Source organism: Streptomyces sp. NPDC030840 (genome assembly GCF_055572015.1).
Map to the genome: position 1 here is coordinate 1 of NZ_JBVIEE010000021.1, position 21,291 is coordinate 21,291.

Consider the following 21,291-nt stretch of genomic DNA (forward strand, 5'->3'; position numbering starts at 1 on the left):
AGCCGGCACCGCGACGGTCACCACCACGGCCGCACAAGTCGGCCTGACCGGCGGCCCGTTCACCCTCACCGACCTGTGGACCGGCGGCACGTCGAACACCTCCGGCCAGATCTCCGCGAGCGTCCCCGCGCACGGCGTGGCCGTGTTCAGGATGACCGGCGGGAGCCCGCTGGCCTCGACGACCGCACGTTTGCGCGGTACCGGGTCCGGCCGCTGCCTGGACGTGGACCGTTCCTCCACCGCGGCCGGGACGGCGACGCTGATCTGGGACTGCCACACCGCCGCCAACCAGCTGTGGACCACATGGGCCGGCGGCGAGATCCGCGTCTACGGCGACAAGTGCCTGGACGCATCCGGCCAGGGCACCACCAACGGCACGCCGGTCGTCATCTGGCCCTGCAACGGCCAGAACAACCAGAAGTGGACCACGCAGGCCGACGGATCGATCCGCAACGTCCACGCTGGTCTGTGCCTCGACGTCAACGGAGCCGCCACCACCAACGGGACCCGGGTCATCCTGTGGACCTGCAACGGCCAGAACAACCAGAAGTGGACCACGCTCCCGTAACCCGCCACCCCTACCGCGGCGCACGGAGACGCCCGATCGGTCGAGGGCGGTCCCACGACAGCACGCCAGGCTGCGGGGACTGCCCTTCCCGTACCGGGAGCGGGACTTTCGAGTCCATCGGCGCAGTCACCGGCCGGGCGCTCCCGTGCCAGGACACGTCTGCCGAGGTGGTGTATCGACGGCCACTCGGTGATCTCGCCCGTCGCCGCTCACAGACAGCGCAGAAGCTCTCCACTCGCGCCGTTCGCCAGTACGTCGCGCCGTTCGCCAGTACGTCAGGCGGTCGCCAGCACGTGGTCGTCGACGCCCACAGAAGGCACTGCGGCCGAGCTCCTGACCCGTACGGCGATCAGCCCCGCTGATGCAGCAATCACTCGCAAGAGAGAGGGAACTCCATGAGAAAGTCCTGGGTTCGCCCCCTGATCACGCTTGTCGCCGCCGTGCTCGGGGTGACAGCGGCAGGAGTGGCCCCCGCCTTCCCCGCCTCCGACACTCCTTTGCGGGTCATGCCGTTGGGCGACTCGATCACCTGGGGCGTGGGAAGCAGTACGGGCAACGGCTACCGGGCACCGTTGTGGGACAAGCTCGCGGCCGACGGCCATCCGCTGGACTTCGTGGGCACGTTGCGGGGCGGCTCGATGTCCGACCCCGACAACCAGGGCCACTCGGGATACCGCATCGACCAGATCGCCGCACTCGCCGACGCCTCGCTCACCCGCTACCGGCCCAATGTCGTGACGCTGCACATCGGCACCAACGACCTCGACAGATCCTACCAGGTCTCCACCGCCACCGCCCGGCTGAAGTCCCTGGTCGGCCAGATCACCGCCGCCGCCCCCGACGCGACCGTCCTCGTGGCCTCCCTGGTCGTGTCCACCAGCGCCACGGAGGAGCGGTACCGAGCCGCGTACAACCAGGCCATCCCACAGATCGTGAGCGAGGCGCAGGCCGCGGGCAAGCGCGTCGCATACGTCGACATGAGCAGCCTGACCACTGCCGACCTGGCCGACACCCTGCACCCGAACGACGCGGGCTACCGGAAGATGGCCGACGCCTTCCACCGCGGCGTCCAGGCCGCGGACAGCGCGGGATGGGTGAGGAACCCGGCCCCCGCCCCCGCCCGCGTGCGGTCCGGCATCGCCGGCAAGTGCCTGGACGTCAACGGCGCCGGCACCGCCGACGGGACCGCCGTCCAGACCTGGAGCTGCGGCGACGGCGCCAACCAGTACTGGTCCGCGTACACCGACGGCACTCTGCGCTCCATGGGCAAGTGCCTCGACGCCGCCGGCTGGGGCACCGCCAACGGCACCAAGGTACAGATCTGGTCCTGCCACGGCGGCGCCAACCAGGTCTGGGAGCCCTACAACGGCGGCTACCGCAACCCCGCCTCAGGACGCTGCCTGGATGTCCCGGGCTCCTCCACGGCCGACGGCACACAGCTCCACCTGTGGGACTGCAACGGCGGCTCCAACCAGAAGTGGACCACTCTGGCCGCCGGATGACCACCGGATGACCGCCGGGGGCGGCACCGGATGACCACCGGAAGACCGCCGGGGCGGCACCGGATGACCACCGGAAGACCGCCGGGGCGGCACCGGACGCATCCGTGCCGCCCGGCGTCAGGACAGCCATCCGGGGCGGCGGCCCTCGCCGCCGCCGCGGTTGGCGTCAAGACATACGCGCTACTCGAACGCATCGGCAACTCCTCGGCCGCCAACTCCTCGGCCGTCAACTCCTTGGCCGTCAACTCCTCGGCCATGGACCGCCTTCAGCGCCTATCGCGCCAGGAGGTGACTGAAAAAACCGGCTCGCGGCAACCCTGCGCGTGGTCTGTGGCAACAAGGAAGCGGATCCGGCCAGTTCCGGTGGCCGGATCCGCTTTCCACTGTTGAACAGCGTGCAAGGAGCAAAGCCCTCCATGAACAACTCCACGAACGGCGGGCGCCGCGGGCGTCACCGCCGCCGCTGGACCGCCACCGGTCTGCTGCTCGGCGTGCCCGCCGTCCTCGTGCCGTATCTCCTGTTCGCGCAGGAGGACTCGCAGGCCGCGACGACGGTCGACGGCGACGCCTACTACCGGCTGGTCTCCGCGCGCAGCGGCAAGGTACTGGACGTCATGAACTTCTCCACCGCCGACGGAACCCGTATCCAGCAGTACACCGACCAGAACACGGCCAACCAGCAGTGGCGTCTGAAGGACGCCGGGGACGGCTACTACGAACTCGTCAACCGCAACAGCGGAAAAGTGCTGGGCATAGCGGGCAACTCGACCGCCCGGGCGGCCGCGGCCGAGCAGCAGACCGACAGCTCCTCCACTTCCCAGGAGTGGCGGATCGACGCGGTGAACGGCTCGGACGCGGTCACCTTCACCTCCCGCAGGAGCGGCCTGGTCCTGGACGTCTCGGGAGGCACCACCGCCCAGGGCGCGGCGGTCATCCAGTATCCGGGCCACGGCGGCACCAACCAGCAGTGGAAGCTGGTGAAGGTGACCGAGCCCCGGACTGCCGCGGCCGGACCGTACGCGTGGAAGAACGCCCAGGTGGTGGGCGGCGGTTACGTCACCGGGCTGGTGTTCAACCAGAAGGAGAAGGGCCTGCTGTACGCGCGCACCGACATGGGCGGCGCCTACCGCTGGGACACCGGGGCCGAGCAGTGGATCCCGCTGACCGACTGGGTCGGCGAGAAGGACTGGAACCTGCTCGGTATCGACTCGGTGGCCACCGACCCCGTCGACCCCAAGCGGCTCTACCTCGGGGCGGGCACCTACACCAACGACTGGGCGGGCAACGGCGCGATCCTGCGCTCCACCGACCAGGGCCGCACCTTCGAGCGCACCGATCTGCCCTTCAAGCTGGGCGCCAACGAGGACGGCCGCGGCGCGGGCGAACGGCTCGTGATCGACCCCGCGGACAACAGAACCCTGCTGCTGGGCACCCGCAAGAACGGCCTGTGGCGCAGCACCGACTACGGCGAGACATGGCGGCAGGTCTCCTCGTTCCCCGTGAAGGACGGGGCCGGCACGGGTGCGGGCATCTCCTTCGTGACGTACGGCCCGCCCGGCAGCAAGACGATCTACGTCGGCGTCAACGACAGATCCACCTCCCTGTACCGCTCCACCGACGGGGGCAACACCTGGCGGGCCGTCTCCGGGCAGCCCACCGGCCGGCTGCCGCAGCACGGCGTGCTCTCCGGTGACGGCGCGCTGTACCTGACGTACACCAACAACCTCGGACCCAACGGCGTGACGGCCGGCTCGGTGTGGAAGTACACGCCGGACCGCGGGGCGTGGAAGAACATCTCCCCGTCCCAGGGCGACTACGGGTTCTCCGGTCTGGCCGTCGACCCGCGCAAGCCCTCCACGGTGATGGTCACCACCCTCGGCCGCTGGTGGCCCGAGGACGAGATCTACCGCAGCACCGACGGCGGCGCGACGTGGAAGGCGCTGTCCGACAAGTCGGTGCGCGACGCCTCCGCCGCTCCCTACGTCGGCGACCACACCGGGCACTGGATGACCGCTCTGGCCATCGATCCCTTCGACTCCGGGCACGTGCTGTACGGCACCGGCAACGGCATCTGGCGCAGCAAGGACGCAGGCGCCTCCGACAGCGGCGGCACCAGCCACTGGTCCTCCGGCGCCCGCGGGCTGGAGGAGACCGCGCTGCTGGACGCGATCGCCCCGCCCGGGGGCGCCACCGTCGTCACCGCCATGGGCGACCAGGGCGGCTTCCGCCACGACTCCCTGACCAAGGTGCCCGCCGGGCGACTGAAGAACCCGATGATGACCAACAGCACCGACATCGACTTCGCCCAGTCCAAGCCCTCGATCATGGTCCGCGTCGGCCGCGGCGGCGACAAGGACGGTGCCTACTCCACCGACGGCGGCACCAGCTGGACCGGCTTCAGGACGGAGCCGGTGGCCAGTGCACAGGACGGCCACGTCGCGCTCGCGGCGGACGGCTCCGCCATCATCTGGACCCAGGCCGGCCAGGCCCCGTACCGCTCGACCGACAAGGGCGCGAGCTGGTCGAGGGTCAGCGGCCTGGGCGCCGAAGCCGTGGTCGTCGCCGACCGCTCCTCGGCCAGGACCTTCTACTCGCTGTCCAAAGGCACGCTCTACGCCAGCACCGACGGCGGCGCGACCTTCTCCGCCCGCGCCACCAACCTGCCCGCCGACGGCCGACTCAAGGCAGTCCCCGGCATCGCCGGCGACCTGTGGATCGCGGGCGGTGGCAACGGGCTGCTGCACTCCACCGACGGCGGCCGCACCTTCACCACCCTCAAGGCGGTGAAGTCCGCCTCGGCCCTCGGCTTCGGCAAGGCCGAGCCGGGCACCAGCTACCAGGCCCTGTACCTGATCGGCACCGTCAAGGACGTCACCGGGGTCTTCCGCTCCACCGACCAGGGCGCCACCTGGGTCCGCGTCAACGACGACGCCCACCAGTGGGGCGCCATCGGCAGCTCGGGCGTCATCACCGGCGACCCCGACACCTTCGGCCGCGTCTACATCGGCACCAACGGACGCGGCCTCCAGTACGGCGACCCGTCCTGACCCACACACCCTTGGTGGGGCCTCAGCCGGAACGGCCCGCGGCCCCACCTGGGCTCAGGGACCTCCCTGCGAGGCGGTGCGGTCGGGCAGCACCGGGCAGCACCGGGCAGCACCGGGCGGGCTCCTTCGGCGCCGAGGCCCAAAGCCTCGTCGTCCTCGGCTTCCTCCTCGCCCAGAACGCCACCAGCACCGCCCGCTACAAAGAGGACCCCACCTGCACGGACACGGACACAGAGGCCACCGACCTCAGCAACGGCGCCGACACACCCGGCCGATCGCGAACAGGCTGAGCATCACCCTCAGCCCATCCCACCACCCCGATCCGCTACCCTGTCAGGGACCGCCACCTCGGTGGCGGTCGCACCCTTGTCGAGACCGCGGCGAATGGTCACTCAGAGTATTCAGCCACGTTTTCCACAAGGCCCCGCCTTCGTAGCTCAGGGGATAGAGCACCGCTCTCCTAAAGCGGGTGTCGCAGGTTCGAATCCTGCCGGGGGCACAGAAGAAAGGGCCAGCTCGGGGGAGGTTTTCTCCCAGGCTGGCCCTTTGTTGTTCCAGGCGCCGTGCCACACGCGTGCCGCTAACGCCGATGCCATACCCGACCGAGGTAACGGTGAGGCGTTTGGCCGCTGCGCTCGGCCCTCTGCACGATCAGCGATCGGGCCAGCTCTACGACTCGCTCTCGATCTCACCTCGGTCAGCGAGGAGCCCGCGAGTCTTCTGGATGTTCAGTTAGTCGCACGACTTTCGATCATCCCCCTTCCATGTGTCGCGAAGGCTGCGCAGCGAGCGGATTGCCCGCTGAGCCTTCTTGGACAGAGGAGGGATTGCGTCTAGGGCAGCGTGCACTACAAAGCCGCACGCGCCCAGAGCAGCGACAGCAGTCGCCACCCACGCGCCGTCTGACAAAGGTGTTTGATCCTTTAGATCGTGGGTTCTACTGGTCTAGTCAAGTATGCGGTGCGTAACACAGCCACCGAATGACCGGTTGTATCGTTATTTATTCGTCACCTACGGTTGGCCGCGGCCCTGACGCGCCCACCCACAGGGCCCGTACGCATGCAAACCGAATGCCCCGCGCACCCCCACGGCGGGGCATTCGCATGTACCGCGCAACTAATACGGCCCCTCGCGCGTCCCCTGCCGGGGCCGCCACCCCCACCACCCCGGATCATGGCTCCAAGGCGGTCTGCGATGGCCCGGTCCCGGTCACTGGTCATGTGCTGGTAGATCAGTGCGGCCCGAGAGCTGCTTGGCAGCAGCGGTGCCGATGGCATCGGTGAGCAGCTCGGCGGTGGCCCACGCCGGAGGCGGGGTGGCACCACCGGTCGGTTACGCTCCGAACCGTCCACCGTGACGATCAGCCACAGCAGCACCCGCATCACGTGGACGATCCGACCTGCGCTCTTCTTGCCTCCCGCGCACCGTCAGGGCACCGAACTTCCAGCCTGCGCAAACGACTTCAAGCCCGAGGCCCGGGACACCTAGGTTGCAGCGGAGCAGGCACGGCCGTGTACGAGTCCGGTCAGCGGCAGAGCTCCATAATGGAGTCATCGAAGTCCGGGAACTCCCGTGTCGCCTGCTCGACAACGGCAGTCGGCGACTGCTTACAGTCGGCCGCGAATCTTTCGGCGACAGCCGCCAGTTCCTGGTTGTGGCGCGGGGTCCAGTCGGGCTCGTATGAGGTGGCCGCTTCCCAGGGGCCGTATCCGCCAGCCAGCAGCCACAGGAAGGCTCCCAGGTCACGCGCCACGACACCGGTCTCACCCTCGGACCCAAGGAAGACCACAGGCTGATGGACGAGCGGGTGGTTCGGGCGGATGAGCCAGAACGCTGCATATCCACCCGAGCCGTCCTGGCCGAACACACGGAAGTTGTCGCCATCCAGCTCCGTGTTGCCTGTCCAGGACCGAAACCAGTCGGTGGTCTCTTCGGCAGACAGAAAAGCCGGAAAAGGCTCGAAGTCGACGCCATTACCGTCGTTGTAGTCGAACGGGAGCGCCAAAGCGGCAGCGAGGGCGGCAGGGACCCGCCGATCATCGATAGGCATCACGAGGACAGGCTAGCGATCACCACTGTCACTGAGGCTGCACATAGGACGCCTTGCCTGTTCAACTACCCACCCCTGACCAATGTCCTTCCGGGGCAGCCTGCCAATCATCAGCTGGGACCGAAGTGTCAACCATCAACCGAGACAGCAATCAGCCGCCTGACGCCAGAGAAGGGCTACGTCGCGGCTGGGGCGGTCGGCTTCACGGCTTAGAGCACCTGACAGAAAGCCTGGTCGTGGCCGCCACATCCCCTTCCTGGCTGAGTCGGCAGTGCTGCGGGAGGCGGTCAGGCCCGGGCTGTACGAGGCTGTACTGGCCATCTGCCGTGCTGAGACGGAGTTGTTCGCGATGTTCATCCACGCGGACGTCATCGAGGCCGTCCGCTGGCGGTATCGACTGGCTACTCCTCGGGCTCCCAGGCGATCAGGTGCTCGAAGACCTGCTTGTCACCCTCGATGTGCAGGTCGCTCAGCGTGAGGCGGCCCCAGACGAAGAGGAGCAGCTGCTCGGCCGTGCCCGTGGCCGAAGCGGAGGCGGGCGCGGCGTCGTCCGTGAGGGGTGCGGGCCAGGCGCCGGTGCCGTCCAGCGCGAGGAGCCAGGAGCGGCCCTCGGTGGCGTGGTAGTGGATGGTGGCGGCCTTGTGTGGCCAGGCCGCCGGGGTGGAGTTGCAGGTGTCGAGGAACTCGGCCACGCCGTCGATCGCGAGGTCGGCCGGCATCGGCTGCACGGCGCCTGCGGCGAGCTGGGCGTCGTAGGTGTGCACCAGCACCTCGTGCACCCGGCGCCGGGCAACGCCCCAGGCATTCGCCGGCGACACGCCAGCGCTCCACCACGTCCAGCACTCGCGCTCCGGGCCGGCCTTGCGCAGCGCACTCAGCAGCAGGTCGGTCGACTCGGCGTACCAGGCCAGCAGCGCCTCGAGCTCGCGCGGCGCCTCCGCGGCGTCCTTGGCCGGCGGAGCCTCGGCCGGGCCCGCGGCCACGATCGCGGCCCACCAACGCTGGCCCGTACCCAGGTGCTGCACCAGATCGGACAACGTCCACTCGGGGCAGGACGGCACCGGCTCGTCAAGGCTGGGCGCGGCGGCAACCGCACTCCGGAACGCGGCCGACCGCTCGTCGATCAGTTGCAGCAGGGTGGAATACCTAAGACTCTCTGTCACATCGCCTACCTATCACCCCAGTTCAGCCAACCGCACCGTATTTTCCAGGCCATCAGCTGCGGAAGTTGCAGGGGTTAACACAATGATCTGAGTTGGCGATGGGTGATGAGGCAGCAGGCGAGCTTGAGGAAGGCTTCGTGGATGTCGGCTCGTCTTTCCCAGCAAATGCGGAGCCGGCGGAAGCCGTGGAGCCAGGCGATCGTGCGCTCGACCACCCACCGGTAGGTGCCCAGGCCGGTGCCATGCAGGGTTCCGCGTCGGGCGATAGCTGGGGACGGTGCCGCGGGCGCGGACCTGGTCCCGGTAGACGTCGTGGTCGTAGCCGGTCGGCGAACAGCGAGTCGGGTCTGCGTCGGGGGTGTCCGACGCGGCCGTGCACGGGCGGGGCGGCGTCGAGCAAGGGCAGGAGCTGGGTGACGTCGTTGCAGTTGTCGCCGGTCAGCAGGACAGCGAGCGGAGTGCCGTGACCGTCGGTGATCACGTGGTGCTTCGACCCGGCCCGGCCCCGGTCGACCGGCAACGGGTCCGTGTGGAGCCCCCTTCTTAGCGCCCTGACGTGCGAGGAGTCGACCACACACCTCGACCAGTCCAGTCGAGCGGCCGCGTTGAGCTCGGCCAGGAGCACTTCGTGCAGTCGCTGCCACACGCCGGCCTCGTTCCAGTGCCTCAGCCGACGCCAACATGTCATGCCCGAGCCGAACCCCAGCTGCTGAGGAAGATGTTCCCACTGGATGCCGGTGTGTAGGACGTACAGAATTCCGCACAGCACCTCCCGGTCCGGCAACGGCTTCCGCCCCGGATACCTGAACCTGGCGTCCTCGGAGGCGCGGGTCAGCGCTGCCTTCCTTATTCCGCCGCGGACACCCCCTCCGGTGCCGTTTCCTCGGTGACGCTCAGGTCCTGGGTTCCTATGACGGACAGCAGTTCCAGCTGCTCGGCTCCCCGGCTTCCGGGCGGCGCGGTGAACCACAGCAGGCGTTGGCGTCCGTCCTCACTGAGCAGGTTGTAGCAGTCGAGTTCGATGATGCCGAGCGTGGGGTGGACGATCTTCTTGTGGTCCTTGCGGCGCACCGCGACGTCGTGGCTGTCCCAGAGGGCTGCGAACTCCTGACTACGGCGGCGCAGTACGGCGACCATCTTGGTGACCTCCGCGTCCCGGCCACGGCGGGCAGCCGCTGCCTGGAGGTCGGCCACGAACACCCGGGAGTGGTGCGGGTGATCCTCGGGCGGGTACCTCTCGCGCGCCTGCGGATCAGTGAACCAGCGGTACACGAAGCTTGCCGTCGGACCGTGGTGTGCCGGGGACCTGCCGAGCAGGTTCCGGGCCAGGTCGTTTTCCACCAGGGTTTCGTGCAGGTCGGTGATGACGCGCGCGGGGGTGTTGGACAGCCGGTCCAACAGTCCGAGAAGCGCGGGCTGCACGTGTGCCGACGGTCCGTGTGCTGATGGGGGGACCGGCCGTTCGGCCAGGTGAAACAGGTGGTCGCGCTCGTCGCCGTTCAGGCGCAGGGCTCGGGCGAGGGCGACCAGGGTCTGGGCCGAGGGCTGCACGCCGTTCTTTGCGCTGCCGCGTTCCAACTCCGTGTAGTAGTCGGCCGACAGCCCTGCCAACTGGGCGACCTCCTCGCGGCGCAGCCCGGGGACGCGCCGGCGCGGGCCTTGGGGAAGACCGACCTCGGCGGGGCGGATGCGGTCGCGGCGTGTCCTGAGGAAGGCGCCGAGTTCTGGAAGGTTCACCGCTTCATGGTCGCTCGCGCGCCGAGCCGTAGCCAGGGGGTGGCATCCCCTGGGTAAACGCAGCCCTGGCCAGGAGTGGAGGCCCGGCCGATCGTGGAGGACGCAGCAGGGCGTCGGCGAGACCGCGGCCTGATCGCATCCACCACAGGAGTCAGTCATGCCTATTTCCACTTCCCTCGACGGGACCGCTGCATCGGCCCGGCCCTCCGCCTCCCCCCGTGTCGCGATCGTCACCGGCGGCTCGCGCGGCATCGGCCGCCAGGCCGTCGGCCGGTTGGCCGCCGACGGGTACGCCGTCGTGGTCGGCTATGCCGGCAACCAGGACGAGGCCGAAGCCGCCGTGAAGGAGGCCGTCACCGGCGGTGTCCGGGCGATCGCGGTGCGCGCCGACGTCGCCGACGAACACGCCGTCGAGGCTCTGTTCGACGCGGCCGAGGCAGAGTTCGGCGGTGTCGACGTCGTCGTGCACGCGGCCGGGCGGGCACACATGGCGCCGATCGCCGAGCTGGACCTGGCCGTCCTGGACGACCTGCACCGCACCAACATTCGCGGCACGTTCGTCGTCGTCCAGCAGGCCGCCCGTCGAGTGCGCCGCGGCGGTGCGATTGTGACGTTCTCCACGTCCGTGGTGGGGCTGGCCTTCCCGAACTACGGCGCGTACTCCGCCAGCAAGGGTGCGGTCGAGGCACTGACGCTGATCCTGGCCCGGGAGCTGCGGGGCCGGGACGTCACCGCCAACGCCGTCGCGCCGGGCCCCACGGCCACCGACCTGTTCCTGGACGGCAAGGACGAGCAGACCATCGCCCGTCTGGCCGCCCAGCCCCCGCTGGAGCGACTTGGTACCCCGGCCGACATCGCCGAGGTCGTCGCGTTCCTGGCCTCCCCGGCCGGCCACTGGGTCAACGGACAGGTCGTCCGCGCCAACGGCGGAATCATCTGAACCGCCCGCAGCTTCCCATCGTTCGACGAAAGACCCTGTCATAACGAAAGACCTGTCATGAGGAACGACGACACCGCAAAGGTCATCCTGGTCACTGGGGCCTTCAGCGGCATCGGGGCGCGGTCCTGCGTGCTCTGGCCCTGGCCGGTCACACCGTGTACGCGGGCATCCGCCAACCGCGACCCGTAACGCGACCGCGGTAGCCGAATCGGCGCGCTACGGCCGACCACCAGGTCGCCGTGCACGCCGCCGATCTGGACGTCACCTCCCAGGACTCCGCTGACGCCGCAGTCGACCGGATCCTCGCCGAGCGCGGCCGGCTGGACGCGGTCGTACACAACGCCGGACACATGGGCCTGGGCGCCGCCGAGGCGTTCGCCGCCGAGCAACTCGCGGGCCTGTACGACCCAGCCGAGACGGCAGCGAAGTCGTCTCCGCGGTCGTACACCGCGTCCGCGTCGGCTTCTTCCGCCGCATCGGACCGGACAGCCTGCTCACCGCAGGCAGCTCCCTGTACCTCCCCTTGTAGCGCCCCACTGAGAGAAGGAACAACCAGCCATGCCTTTCGCGAACTTCAAGGTCCCCGAGAAGACCCTCACCCCGAAGCAGAAGGAGGAGATCGTCACCCGCACGACCGAGCTGTACGTCGAGATCTACGGCGAGCGCGCCCGCAACAACACGATGGTTCTGGTCGAAGAGGTCGCCGACGGCGGCTGGGGCATCGCCGGCAATGTGCTTACCCTGGCCATGCTCGGTGAGGCGACAACGACCGACACCGGCGACGCCTGACATCACCGGCCGTCATTCGGCCAAGACAACACCTTGAAACCGAGGGCCGCCGATCGTGCCCGGCGGCCCTCGACCCGAGTAGGCAACCACCTGGCGGCCCGATCTTCCGCGCCCGGCACTCCAACAGCAGGGCCTCGCGCTGCCGGTCCTCTATCAGCACGACCGGGCAGACCTCCGCAGCCGGCCACTCGGCCAGCGCCATCTCGTCCGCGACCGTCGACGGCCGGAACCTCAGCGTCTAGCGGATCTGCTTGCGGTGGTATTCGGCAGTCCGGCCGACCAGCGTGTACTTCTCAAAGTCGGTCGCCGGGACCTTCACCAGATCGGCGACGTATTTCACCGCGGCCGGCGTGACCTCTTCGAGCAGGCCAGGAGAACGAGGCTTCAGCTCGAAGAACTTCGGGCCCGCGGCACGGCGTCCGGGAGGTGCTTCATGACGGTCGAGATGGTGGCCCCGGCGTGGATGCATGAGCAGATCACGGCGGAGGTGTACGAGTCCTGGTCCGAGGAGCAGTGCGCCGGTATCAAGATCGTGGACGGGATGGTCGTCGTGAGTCCGAGCCCGTCCAAGCTGCACAACCGACTGGCGCGGATTCTCGCGAACGCCCTGGATGCCGCCGCAGGCCCGGAGTGGAACGCCGACACGGGCTTCGATGTCCGGCTTCAGGACGTCCCGCTCACCAATCCCCGCCCGGACGTCGTCGTGTACCGCGCAGACACGATCGACATCACCCCGACCCGCCCTGAGCACGTGCTGCTGGTCGCGGAGGTGGTGTCGCCGGGCTCGGAGATCACCGACCGGATCGTGAAGGTCGACCAGTACGCCAAGGCAGGCATCGGCTTCTACTGGCGGATCGAGCAGGCCGCGACAGGCGTCCCTCTCGTGTACACCTACGTTCTCGACCCCACGACGAAGACTGATCGGGACGGAGACGTCTTCACCGGCGTCCTCAAGGCAGCGGCCCCCTTCCCGGTGGAGATCGACCTCGGCCAGATCTGACCCACGCGCTGCTCAGCAGCCGGCAGCGCGTGAGCGATGCGTGCGCGGACGGTCCGATACAGGGCGGCATGAGCCGGGTCGAGTGCCTCGCCGCGCGTTTCTGACCAGGGGAAACAGCGAAGCGCGGCAGCACCAGGCACCACCCGGCAAGGAAGCGATCCCACTCCTGAAGCGGGTGTCGCAGGTTCGAATCCTGCCGGGGGCACAGACAGAAGGGCCAGCTCAGGAGGGGTTTCCTCCAAGGCTGGCCCTTGGCCGTTTCAGGCGCCGTGCCACATCCATGCCACTACGAGCCCGCCCGATCCTTTTCAGAGGGCTCGGGGCCGGCCACTCCCCCGCCGCCCCGGATCATGGCCCCAAGCCGGTCGGCGATGGCCCGGTCCCGGTCGCTGGTCATGTGCTGGTGGATCAGCGCGGCTCGGGAGCTGCCGTGGCCCCTGCGCGTCATCAACTCCCGGGTGCTGGCTCCCGCCGTCGAGGCGAGCGTGTTGCCCGTGTGCCGAAGGGCGTGGAAGTGCAACTCGGCCGTGACACCCGCAGCCTTCCGAGCCTTCACCCAGTCGTCCCTCCGCCGCAGTTGCGCGCCTCTGCGTCTCGACGAAAACGTGTGTCTCGGTCGGCAGCGGCGAAGTGCTCCGGATGATGCGTGACCGCGTCGAGGAGTGTCTGGACCACGTCAGGTCAGGAGGTATGCCTCCAGGATCGTCACCGCGTAGGTGTTGCCGGTGGTGTCGGTCAGGGTGGATTTGAGGGAGACCGAGCGGGCGTTTTCCGGGTGGGTCAGGGTGAGGGTCCTTTTGCCGTGGGTGGTGGTCACCGGGGCGGGGGACCAGGTCTCGCCCGCGTCGTAGGAGACCTTCACCGTCAGGGATTTCAGGTCGGTGGCCGCCGGGCCCTGGAGGGAGAGGGGGATCGTGGTGCGGCGGCCTGCGGGGGCCGTGCCGGTCGGGGTCAGCTTCGGGTGGAAGCGGACCGTGGAGAGGGGCAGGGAGCCGGATTCGGACGGGCTGGACGTGAAGGTCCAGGCCGCTGTCAGGCGGCTCGTGGTCGTGGCCACTCCTGGCGGGCGGGTCAGGTTCGTTCGGATCGTGTAGCGGGCCGGGACGGACGGGAGCTTCTCCACGGTCTGGCAGAGGTCGCCGTCGTTGTCGAGAAGGGTGGTGCCGTCCGCGGTCACCGTGGTGTGGCGTTTCGCTGTGGAGGATGCGGGGTGTCCGCTCCCGTCGGCGAGGTCGGGGACGCACAGGTCGAGGGTGTCGCCGTCGCGCTGTGCGCCGTACGGGCCGCCGGTTATCGGGCTGAAGACGCCGACGTTGTACGTCGCCGCGTAGGTCCGGCCCGCTTGGTACGACCTCGTGCTCTCCGTGCCGTAGAAGACGTCCTCGTCGTCTCCGGAGGCGTTTCGCTGGCCCAGGTTGGCCGTCCACTTGAAGCCCTTGGGCGTGGTGACGTAGATCTTCGCGGTCGTCGGCAGCGGGAAGGGGTCGCTCACCGTGCCCAGCGACAGGGTGGGACCGCTCCACAGGACGTTGACAATGCCCTTGCGGTGGGCGACGGACGAGCCGAAGTTGCGCCTCAGCAGGGCGAGTTCGCTCATGCGCGTGGTGTGCCGATAGCCGGTGGGGAAGCGGTCGGGCAGGTTGTGGAGCAGGTGGTAGGTGGTGCTGCCCTTCTGCCACAGGCCGCCGAGCTGCGTGCTGAGCCTCCCGGCCGGGGCGGTCGGTCCCAGGGTCGCGGTGCGGAGGTTCTTGAACGTTCCCCAGAACAGGGTGCTGTTGTGCGGTTCGCTCCCGGTGTCCCCGGTGCCCACGGCGAGGTTGAGCTGGCCGTCGGACATCTTCGCGCCCTGCGGCGCGGTGATCCGGACCGGCTTCGCCTTGCGCGCGTCGAAGACGACCGTGGTGTCCCCGGTCAGCGAGAGCCGCGGCCGGACCAGCGCGGAGGTGCCCCTGGCGTCGTCCATCACGGTGTCCACGACGTAGTCGCCGCGCGGGACCCGCACCCGGTACACGCCCTTGGAGATCTGCTCGGAGTCCTTGAGGTTCGTGGTCCAGTAGGTGCCCGAGTACCCGAGGATCTCGGTCAGCGGAGCGCTCACGGGCTTGCCGCCGCGGTCGAGGAACTTCAGGGTGAGGTCGTATGACTCGGCCTCGCGTACGACGCCGAAGGCGGTCCGTACGGCAGCGGGGTCGGCGCCGTTCCGCGCGGTGGCGACCAGCGTGCCCGAGTAGGCGCCGTCGACCGCCTCGACGCGGGTGTCCGCGGTGAGGTCGACGCCGGCGGTGCCGCCCGCCGGGACGGTGAGCCGTGTGGTGCTCAGCGTGAACATGCCTTCGGGGGCCGTGCTGCCTCCGGGGCCGGTCGCGGTGGCCGTCAGGTCGAGGGTGACGGGGTGGTCGCCGTCGTTGCGGTAGGTGATGTGCCGGGTGACCGGCCGGTCGTCGGTGTGGGGCCACAGCTGCTTGCCGAAGGACACGGAGGTCTGTTCGCTCGCCACCGCCCCCTGAAGTGCCCGGGACACGTCGAGCCGGCCCGTCCCCTGCTGGTAGCCGGTCGCGCCGGTGGTCGGGGTGGTGGACGCGGTGAGCGCCTGCTTGATCCGTGCGCCGGTCCAGTCGGGGTGCCGCTGGGCGAGGATCGCGGCCGCCCCCGCGGCATGTGGTGTCGCCATCGACGTACCGGACATGGAGACATAGCCGTCGGCCGCCGGGTCGCCCAGGTAGCCGTGCGCCGCCTTCGCCGAGACGATGTCCACGCCCGGTGCCGTGAGGTCCGGTTTCAGCGCGTTGTCGGCGGTCGGGCCGGTGCTGGAGAAGTCGGCGAGCCGGTCCTCGCCGTCGACGGCGCCCACGGTGAGCGCCGATTCCGCGGCCCCCGGGGAGCCGACGGTTCCCGCGTCGGGGCCCTCGTTGCCGGCCGCGGCGACGGTGAGCATGCCGGTGCTCTTCGAGAGGGCGTTCACCGCCGCCTCGACCGGGTCCTCCCCCGGGGTGTCGTCCTGGCCCAGGCTGAGGTTGGCCACCCTGGCGCCCTGCCCGGCGGCCCACTCCAGGCCGGCGATGACGCCGGAGTCGCTGCCCTCGCCGCTGTCGTCCAGCACCTTGGCGTTGAGGATCCCGGCACCGGGCGCGACGCCCTTGTACCGGCCGTCGGACCGTGCGCCCGAGCCCGCCAGCGTCGCTGCGACATGCGTGCCGTGGCCGACCTTGTCGTCGGTGCTGCCACTGCTGGTGAAGTCCTTCGACACCGTCACCGCCGAGGCGAGGTCCGGGTGTGTGGTGTCGACGCCGGTGTCGAGGACGGCGACCTTGACGCCCTTGCCGTCGTATCCGGCCGCCCAGGCGGCCGGGGCGCCGATCTGCGCGACGCCGCCGCCCGCCTCCCCGGCCCTTGCGCCGTCCATGTCCGCCGGCGCCTTGAACCGGCCGTCCAGCCAGACCCGCGCGACTCCCTGCTCCTCGGTGAGGGCCTGCCACATGTCGTCGGCCCCGGCCTTGGGGACGGTGATCGCGGCGCCCGCCACGCTGGGAAGCTCCCGGCGCACGGTGGCGTCCGCGTCCGCGACCAGCGACTTCTGTGTGCTCCTGCGCTGGGCGGACTTGCCCTCGTACGACACGATCAGCGGAAGCGTGCCCCGCCGGGTGTCGTCGTAGCCGGCCCGTGTCAGGCCGCTGACATCGAACAGCCGCATGTCCAGGACGCCTTGGCCGATCAGGGCGGCTGCGTCGGCGGGAACGACGTACTGATCGCCCCCGACGCCGCGCACGGACACCGGGACGTGCTCACGGCCCGGTGCCCGCCGTACGCCCGTCACCCGGCCCCGGGGGTCCAGCCGGACCCGGTCGCCGGTGAGGAGGGTGACGTACCGGCCGGCCGCGGAGGCGGAGCCCGCGGTCCGCGCGCCGAGGGCGGAGCCGCCGGGCGCCGCGACGGTGGCGGTGTCCTGCGTCCGTACGCCGAGGCCGGAGCCCGTGGCCGCCACCGAGACGCCCGTCATCAGCCCCGCCACCAGCAGGGCGGCCAGCGAGGCGCTTGTGGTTCTGTCGCGCATTCAGCTCGCCTGCCCGGGGAGCTGCTTGTTGGCGTCGACGACCGCGCGCTCGGTGATCGCGCTGGTGTGCGTGACGGTACCGACCTTGAGGGGATTGTCCGCCGTGGCCTTGACCACCACGATGCGCTGGCCGAGGAGCCGCAGCGTCTTCTTGTCGAAGATCCACTCGATGCGGTCGCCGTCGTTCTCCCGCGCGATCGCGACCCCGTGCCGGCCCGTGGCGTCGACCGCGTCGTTCACCGCGACGACGCCGGGGATCTTGGCCGCAGCCTTGTAGAGGGCGGCGCCGACCTCGGCGGGCGGGTAGCTCTCGAACAGCAGATCGCCGATCGCGACGAAGGCGGCCTGGTCGCGCGGGACTTCGGGGTCCCGGACGGCGTCCGACTCGCGGTAGATCTGCTGGAGCAGCGTGTCGGGGTCGGTCGGCAGCTCGGCCAGGGCGTTGTAGGCGCCGGTGAACGGGGTGTCGCCCTTCAGGGTGATGCCCTTGTCGCTCGTCTTGCCGGCCTCGATCAGCCAGCCGTCCCTGCCGTCGAGGGAGTTCCAGACCTGGCGGGAGTGCAGCTCGTCGCTGACCACCTCGCTCTTGTCGCCCTCGGTCTTGATGTAGGTGTCGGCCACCTTCGAGGCGATGTAGATGTACTGGCCCTTGCGCGGGGTGGGCGCGGAGGTGTCGGCGGCGGCCAGGGAGATGCGTTCGAGGAGCTGGGGGGCGCCCTTGGGGTCGGCGACGCCGATGCTGGTGGTCAGTGCGGGGCCGGTGGCCAGGGCGGTCTTGCCGCCGTCGGTCCCGCCGCCGGTGAGTGCGAGGCCGCCCACGACCGCGCCGGCCAGGGTGAAGGCCGCGGCGGGCAGGAGGATCGTACGGCGCAGGAACGGGTTGGAGCGCTTCACGGGCGCGACCGGAGAGGTAGCGGACGTACGGGAGGAAGTGCGGAGGTCTTCGTGGATCCGGGCCATCATCTGCTCCTTGTGGAACTGGTGGCGGCCCGCCGGCAGATCCCGCTCGGCGGAGGGCAGCAGACTCTGCGTCTCCGTCCACTCGGCCGGGTGGGGCCGGTGGGAGGGGCTGGCGTTCATCGGTTTCCTTCCTGTGCGGACCGGACCGCGTATCCGCGATCACCTGTTATCTGCCGGTTCGTGCGGGTGGGTTCCCGTTTTTCTCCGAGCAGTTGCGCGTCGGTGAGCTTGCGCAGCTTGGCGCGGGCGCGGGAGAGGCGGGAGCGGACGGTGCCGACCGGGATGCCCAGGGCGCGAGCCGCCCCGGCGTACTCCATCCCCTCCCACAGGCACAGCGTCAGGACCTCACGCTCGGGGCGCTTGAGCAGGCTGAGGGCGGCGAGCGTGGCGTTGATGCGGCGCCGGTCGTCCAGGCGTCCTGCGGTCTCCTCGGCGTGGTCCTCGACCCGTTCCTCGGCGGCGTGCGCGGCGGCCGCGGCGCTCGCCGCGTTGCGGTAGCGGCGGTTGCTGCGGTGGTGGGAGCGGGCGACGTTGGTGGCGATGCCCAGCAGCCACGGCCGCAGCGAAGCACCTTCGGCCTCGACCGAGGCCCGGCGCCGCCACGCCTCCATGAAGGTCGTCGACATCACGTCCTCGGCCAGGGACCAGTCGGCGGTCAGCCGGAAGGCGTGGTTGTACACCGCGCGGGCGCACTCGTCGAAGAGTTCCGCGAAGGCGTCCGGATCTCCGTTTCGCACCCGGGTTCGCATATCTGTGGTCACGTCATGAACTGACGTTACGGTGCGGGCGAGTTCCAGTGAGACACGTCACAGCCGTCGTACAGGTCACCGGGGCGGTGACCACACGAGGACTCGGTGGACATGGCAGCCGCTCAGCCGCGCACCGCTCAGGCTGCGAGGCCCGAAAGCAAGACGCCCGACCTGATGCGGGGCCCGGTCCGGGGGTGCGCAGGCCGGTCGAGAATCTGTTGGAGGTGTCGAGGCCGAACGCGGGCGCGGAACAGGCTGATCCGGCAACGCCCACCGGCACGGGCGGGCACCGGTCTCACCGACGGTGAACGGCGCCGTTGTCGTCGTACGCAAACCAGGCCCGGGCTTCGGCAGAGCTGCTCGCCCACGGGCCGCAACACGTGCGGACCGGAGCGGCCGAGAACCGACGGGGCCAGGGCCTCGGGCTGACGATCGCGCCGGTCCAGGCACAAGCCATCCAGACGCGCCCGGAACAGATCTCCCTTGCCCGACGATGCTTTGCCCTGTCCCCAGTGCAACAGCCCCTGTTGTCGCGCGGCCCGGTGCTCGCCCGGCAGGACGACGACGGCCGACGGACCTGCCGGACTTCGTGGCGGTGCACATGTAGTGGCAGTAGGCGGACCGGCCAGGCGATCCGTTGGAGGTCTGCCCAGCATCGAAGCTGTTTCCCTGACACCCAACTCTGACATCGACAGGGCCGGACGGCGGCATACAGCAACATCTTCGGACGACCGTCGGACCTACCGACGACGGCCCAAGGGGCGGGCGTTGATCGAACTCCTGCAGCGGGTGTCGCAGGTTCGAATCCTGCCGGGGGCACTGCGCCTGACCAGGCACGAAGCATCGAACGCCCCCTCCGGAATGATCTCCGGAGGGGGCGTTTTCATGTGTGCGGGGACAGAACGTGGACACGCTGCTAGGCGGCGGCCCCATCGGGGACGTCGGGCACGTCGGAGCCCGCAGCGGGGCCAGAGGCGACCTCAGGCACCGCCCCAGCGACACCCTCCACCTTCGGGACTGCGCGGGGCCCCTGCGGCTGCTCCCCATCCGTTGGCTCCTGCGGCTTCGCCTTACGCGGGACGATCGCCACAGGCGCGTCGGCGGCCTCCAGCTCGAGCTGGGGCAGGACGCTGGTGTACGTGTCGGCGGTGAGCTTGTACGAGGAATGCCCGAGCATGACCTGGATCGTCTTCATGTGGATGCCAGCGGCGAGGGACAGCGTCGCGGCGCAGTGACGCAGGTCGTGCAGCCGGATCGGCGGCAGATCGAGTTTCTGAACCAGCGGTTGAAGATCTGGGAGAGATACTCCGGGTCGTACGGGCGCCCGTCCTCCCTGGTGAAGACGCGACCTGAGTCGATGTAAGGCCCGTACTTCTTCGGGTTCCTGCGGTGCTTCTCCTCCCACTCAACACGCTCGGTCTGCTGACGTCGCCGCCAGAACAGCAGGAGTTGGTGGGTCTGACTGTCGAGCCGGATCGTGCGGGCGCCGCTGTCGCTCTTCGGGGATGAGAACCGCAAGCTCCACTGAAGATCCTCCTCGGATCTTGTACCCGGGGCAGTCCCCCGTGTGCTCTGACATCTAGTAGTGCGTCGAGGGCGAGCGGGCGTGACTCCCAATGAGACCAAGGTGACAGCATGCCGCTCCCGGCTTCACGCTCACGCTCACGCTGCTAGAGGACACAGTTCACATCGGATATGTCCGGAAACAAGTCTGTCCCGCTGACCAAGCGTTCTCTTAACTTCCATGAGGCACCAACGGACGGCCGCTGGCGCCAAACCCGGCTGGTATGCCACATGAGCTGATGAAGGGGACGCATGCTATGCACTTCCGACACTCTCGCCTGGCCGCTGCGGCCGGCCTCATGGCCGCTGTCATGGTCAGTACCGTCACGGCGGCCGACGCCTCGGGCAACGCCGAGAATCGTTTCGCCGCGCAAGCACGCGCCGCTGGGCTGGACAGCTCGCAGACCAGAGAACTGCAGGAGCGTGTCGACGCCCGGTTAGCCGAGTTCGGCGGCGTTCAGACCGCGGCCAACGAGATAAGCCTGCCCAATGGCACCGAACTGCTGCTGCCACTGCCCGGTGAGGGCAGCGCACGCGACCTCGATGAGCCACGGCGGCCCGCGAACGTCCAGGCGCCAGCCTCCTGTGCCTACTACACCTTCTGTGCGTACTCCGGCACGAACTTCAGGGGCGAGGTTCTGCGGCAGGAGGACTGCGACGACTTCTTCTCCGTTCCCTGGGTGGGAGACGGGTCGTGGAGCAACAACCAATCCAGCGGGACCAGGGCGCGGATGTATGACTCGGTTGACTCACTGATCTACACCACGCCAGGTGCCTACTCGGAGGACCGCGTCGGCGACTGGACGCCGGTCGCATGGGTGGATGCCTGCAATTGACCGAAGGTGTGACGGGGCCCACCGTTGCGACCTCGTCACCCTCACACGCACCGCCGTTCCTGAAGGCGCGAGGTTGGGCTCCGCCGGTGACGACACTCAACCGTTTCCAACTGCGCTTCGACGGCCACTCATACGTCGTCGGCCTAGTGGTTCTCACCGGGAAGGTTTGCCGGGTTGGGATGGTGCGCCCGTACGGCTTGCAGGCAAGATCGCCTGATGACTCATCTCGGACTGGTGACCGTTGTCGTGCGCGACTACGACGATGCCATCGCCTTCTACCGGGACATTGTCGGGTTCGAGCTCCGTGAGGTCGGGTCTCGCTCTCCTCGAAACGCC

Annotated in this window: 17 protein-coding genes, 1 tRNA gene and 3 pseudogenes; 10 read left to right on the forward strand and 11 right to left on the reverse strand. The window is 69.3% G+C overall.

The window, feature by feature from the left end; genetic code table 11:
* The 4 genes from ACZ49J_RS33695 to ACZ49J_RS33710 form a co-directional block, all read left to right on the forward strand.
* Positions 1-568: ricin-type beta-trefoil lectin domain protein (locus tag ACZ49J_RS33695; RefSeq protein ID WP_467454298.1), on the forward strand; the 568-nt coding region annotated here is incomplete at its 5' end.
* 395 nt (positions 569-963) lie between these two features.
* Positions 964-2,070 carry a ricin-type beta-trefoil lectin domain protein gene (locus ACZ49J_RS33700; protein ID WP_467454299.1) on the forward strand — a complete coding sequence of 369 codons (1,107 nt, stop codon included), beginning with the start codon at positions 964-966 and terminating at the stop codon, positions 2,068-2,070.
* Positions 2,071-2,486: 416 nt separating this feature from the next.
* Positions 2,487-5,117 (forward strand): RICIN domain-containing protein, encoded by a 2,631-nt coding sequence (locus ACZ49J_RS33705; protein ID WP_467454300.1) that lies wholly within the window; start codon positions 2,487-2,489, stop codon positions 5,115-5,117.
* Between the two features lie 426 nt (positions 5,118-5,543).
* Positions 5,544-5,616, forward strand: a tRNA-Arg gene (locus ACZ49J_RS33710).
* Positions 5,617-6,642: 1,026 nt separating this feature from the next.
* Here ACZ49J_RS33710 and ACZ49J_RS33715 read toward each other — a convergent pair.
* The 4 genes and pseudogenes from ACZ49J_RS33715 to ACZ49J_RS33730 all read right to left on the reverse strand — a co-directional run bounded on the left by ACZ49J_RS33715 (position 6,643) and on the right by ACZ49J_RS33730 (position 10,067).
* Positions 6,643-7,170, reverse strand: a complete 528-nt coding sequence (locus tag ACZ49J_RS33715) for an SMI1/KNR4 family protein (RefSeq protein WP_467454301.1) — start codon at positions 7,168-7,170, stop codon at positions 6,643-6,645.
* 398 nt (positions 7,171-7,568) lie between these two features.
* Positions 7,569-8,330: a maleylpyruvate isomerase family mycothiol-dependent enzyme gene (locus ACZ49J_RS33720; RefSeq protein WP_467454303.1), complete on the reverse strand. Its 762-nt coding sequence runs from the start codon at positions 8,328-8,330 to the stop codon at positions 7,569-7,571.
* A gap of 74 nt (positions 8,331-8,404) precedes the next feature.
* Positions 8,405-9,180 (reverse strand): annotated as a pseudogene (locus ACZ49J_RS33725) (IS5 family transposase).
* A complete protein-coding gene (locus tag ACZ49J_RS33730) occupies positions 9,177-10,067 on the reverse strand; it encodes a helix-turn-helix transcriptional regulator (RefSeq protein ID WP_467454304.1) in 891 nt (296 codons plus the stop codon). Before ACZ49J_RS33730 ends, ACZ49J_RS33725 begins: the two are co-directional and overlap by 4 nt.
* A 157-nt stretch (positions 10,068-10,224) precedes the next feature.
* On the opposite strand from ACZ49J_RS33730, the gene ACZ49J_RS33735 reads away from it, so the two are divergent.
* The 3 genes and pseudogenes from ACZ49J_RS33735 (at position 10,225) to ACZ49J_RS33745 (ending at position 11,796) form a co-directional block, all read left to right on the forward strand.
* On the forward strand, positions 10,225-11,007 hold the full coding sequence (locus ACZ49J_RS33735) for an SDR family oxidoreductase (protein WP_467454306.1): 783 nt from the start codon (positions 10,225-10,227) through the stop codon (positions 11,005-11,007).
* 239 nt (positions 11,008-11,246) lie between these two features.
* Positions 11,247-11,357: pseudogene (locus ACZ49J_RS33740) on the forward strand (oxidoreductase); the annotation flags it as partial.
* A gap of 208 nt (positions 11,358-11,565) precedes the next feature.
* Positions 11,566-11,796 carry a tautomerase family protein gene (locus ACZ49J_RS33745; protein WP_467454307.1) on the forward strand — a complete coding sequence of 77 codons (231 nt, stop codon included), beginning with the start codon at positions 11,566-11,568 and terminating at the stop codon, positions 11,794-11,796.
* Positions 11,797-12,034: 238 nt separating this feature from the next.
* On the opposite strand, the gene ACZ49J_RS33750 is transcribed toward ACZ49J_RS33745, so the two are convergent.
* Entirely contained in the window at positions 12,035-12,265 is a 231-nt protein-coding gene (locus tag ACZ49J_RS33750) for a hypothetical protein (protein ID WP_467454479.1), read from the reverse strand.
* Between ACZ49J_RS33750 and ACZ49J_RS33755 the strand changes: the two genes are divergently transcribed.
* The gene (locus ACZ49J_RS33755) at positions 12,230-12,796 is read left to right on the forward strand and encodes a Uma2 family endonuclease (protein WP_467454309.1); all 567 of its coding nucleotides are present in this window, start codon (positions 12,230-12,232) and stop codon (positions 12,794-12,796) included. The genes ACZ49J_RS33750 and ACZ49J_RS33755 overlap by 36 nt on opposite strands.
* A gap of 286 nt (positions 12,797-13,082) precedes the next feature.
* Here the strand turns inward: ACZ49J_RS33755 and ACZ49J_RS33760 are convergent, their stop codons facing one another.
* The 6 genes from ACZ49J_RS33760 to ACZ49J_RS33785 all read right to left on the reverse strand — a co-directional run bounded on the left by ACZ49J_RS33760 (position 13,083) and on the right by ACZ49J_RS33785 (position 20,074).
* Positions 13,083-13,352 (reverse strand): hypothetical protein, encoded by a 270-nt coding sequence (locus ACZ49J_RS33760; RefSeq protein WP_467454311.1) that lies wholly within the window; start codon positions 13,350-13,352, stop codon positions 13,083-13,085.
* Positions 13,353-13,472: 120 nt separating this feature from the next.
* On the reverse strand, positions 13,473-16,847 hold the full coding sequence (locus ACZ49J_RS33765) for a S8 family peptidase (RefSeq protein ID WP_467454313.1): 3,375 nt from the start codon (positions 16,845-16,847) through the stop codon (positions 13,473-13,475).
* Positions 16,848-17,927 carry a CU044_5270 family protein gene (locus ACZ49J_RS33770; protein ID WP_467454314.1) on the reverse strand — a complete coding sequence of 360 codons (1,080 nt, stop codon included), beginning with the start codon at positions 17,925-17,927 and terminating at the stop codon, positions 16,848-16,850.
* Complete coding sequence (locus ACZ49J_RS33775) at positions 17,924-18,568, reverse strand: RNA polymerase sigma factor (RefSeq protein ID WP_467454316.1); 645 nt, start codon at positions 18,566-18,568, stop codon at positions 17,924-17,926. Before ACZ49J_RS33775 ends, ACZ49J_RS33770 begins: the two co-directional genes overlap by 4 nt.
* Before the next feature lie 904 nt (positions 18,569-19,472).
* Positions 19,473-19,838: a tyrosine-type recombinase/integrase gene (locus ACZ49J_RS33780; RefSeq protein WP_467454470.1), complete on the reverse strand. Its 366-nt coding sequence runs from the start codon at positions 19,836-19,838 to the stop codon at positions 19,473-19,475.
* Positions 19,748-20,074 carry a hypothetical protein gene (locus ACZ49J_RS33785; protein ID WP_467454480.1) on the reverse strand — a complete coding sequence of 109 codons (327 nt, stop codon included), beginning with the start codon at positions 20,072-20,074 and terminating at the stop codon, positions 19,748-19,750. Before ACZ49J_RS33785 ends, ACZ49J_RS33780 begins: the two co-directional genes overlap by 91 nt.
* A 356-nt stretch (positions 20,075-20,430) precedes the next feature.
* On the opposite strand from ACZ49J_RS33785, the gene ACZ49J_RS33790 reads away from it, so the two are divergent.
* Both ACZ49J_RS33790 and ACZ49J_RS33795 read left to right on the forward strand, forming a co-directional pair.
* Entirely contained in the window at positions 20,431-20,955 is a 525-nt protein-coding gene (locus ACZ49J_RS33790) for a peptidase inhibitor family I36 protein (RefSeq protein WP_467454318.1), read from the forward strand.
* Between the two features lie 216 nt (positions 20,956-21,171).
* Positions 21,172-21,261 (forward strand): annotated as a pseudogene (locus ACZ49J_RS33795) (VOC family protein); the annotation flags it as partial.
* Positions 21,262-21,291: the final 30 nt, after the last annotated feature.

What these genes read in the sequence shown, in the direction of transcription:
- ACZ49J_RS33700 (WP_467454299.1), top strand. Translation starts at nt 964, where the DNA reads ATGAGAAAGTCCTGGGTTCGCCCCCTGATCACGCTTGTCGCCGCCGTG.
- ACZ49J_RS33705 (WP_467454300.1), top strand. Translation starts at nt 2,487, where the DNA reads ATGAACAACTCCACGAACGGCGGGCGCCGCGGGCGTCACCGCCGCCGC.
- ACZ49J_RS33735 (WP_467454306.1), top strand. Translation starts at nt 10,225, where the DNA reads ATGCCTATTTCCACTTCCCTCGACGGGACCGCTGCATCGGCCCGGCCC.
- ACZ49J_RS33745 (WP_467454307.1), top strand. Translation starts at nt 11,566, where the DNA reads ATGCCTTTCGCGAACTTCAAGGTCCCCGAGAAGACCCTCACCCCGAAG.
- ACZ49J_RS33755 (WP_467454309.1), top strand. Translation starts at nt 12,230, where the DNA reads ATGACGGTCGAGATGGTGGCCCCGGCGTGGATGCATGAGCAGATCACG.
- ACZ49J_RS33750 (WP_467454479.1), bottom strand. Translation starts at nt 12,265, where the DNA reads ATGCATCCACGCCGGGGCCACCATCTCGACCGTCATGAAGCACCTCCC.
- ACZ49J_RS33765 (WP_467454313.1), bottom strand. Translation starts at nt 16,847, where the DNA reads ATGCGCGACAGAACCACAAGCGCCTCGCTGGCCGCCCTGCTGGTGGCG.
- ACZ49J_RS33770 (WP_467454314.1), bottom strand. Translation starts at nt 17,927, where the DNA reads ATGAACGCCAGCCCCTCCCACCGGCCCCACCCGGCCGAGTGGACGGAG.
- ACZ49J_RS33790 (WP_467454318.1), top strand. Translation starts at nt 20,431, where the DNA reads ATGGTCAGTACCGTCACGGCGGCCGACGCCTCGGGCAACGCCGAGAAT.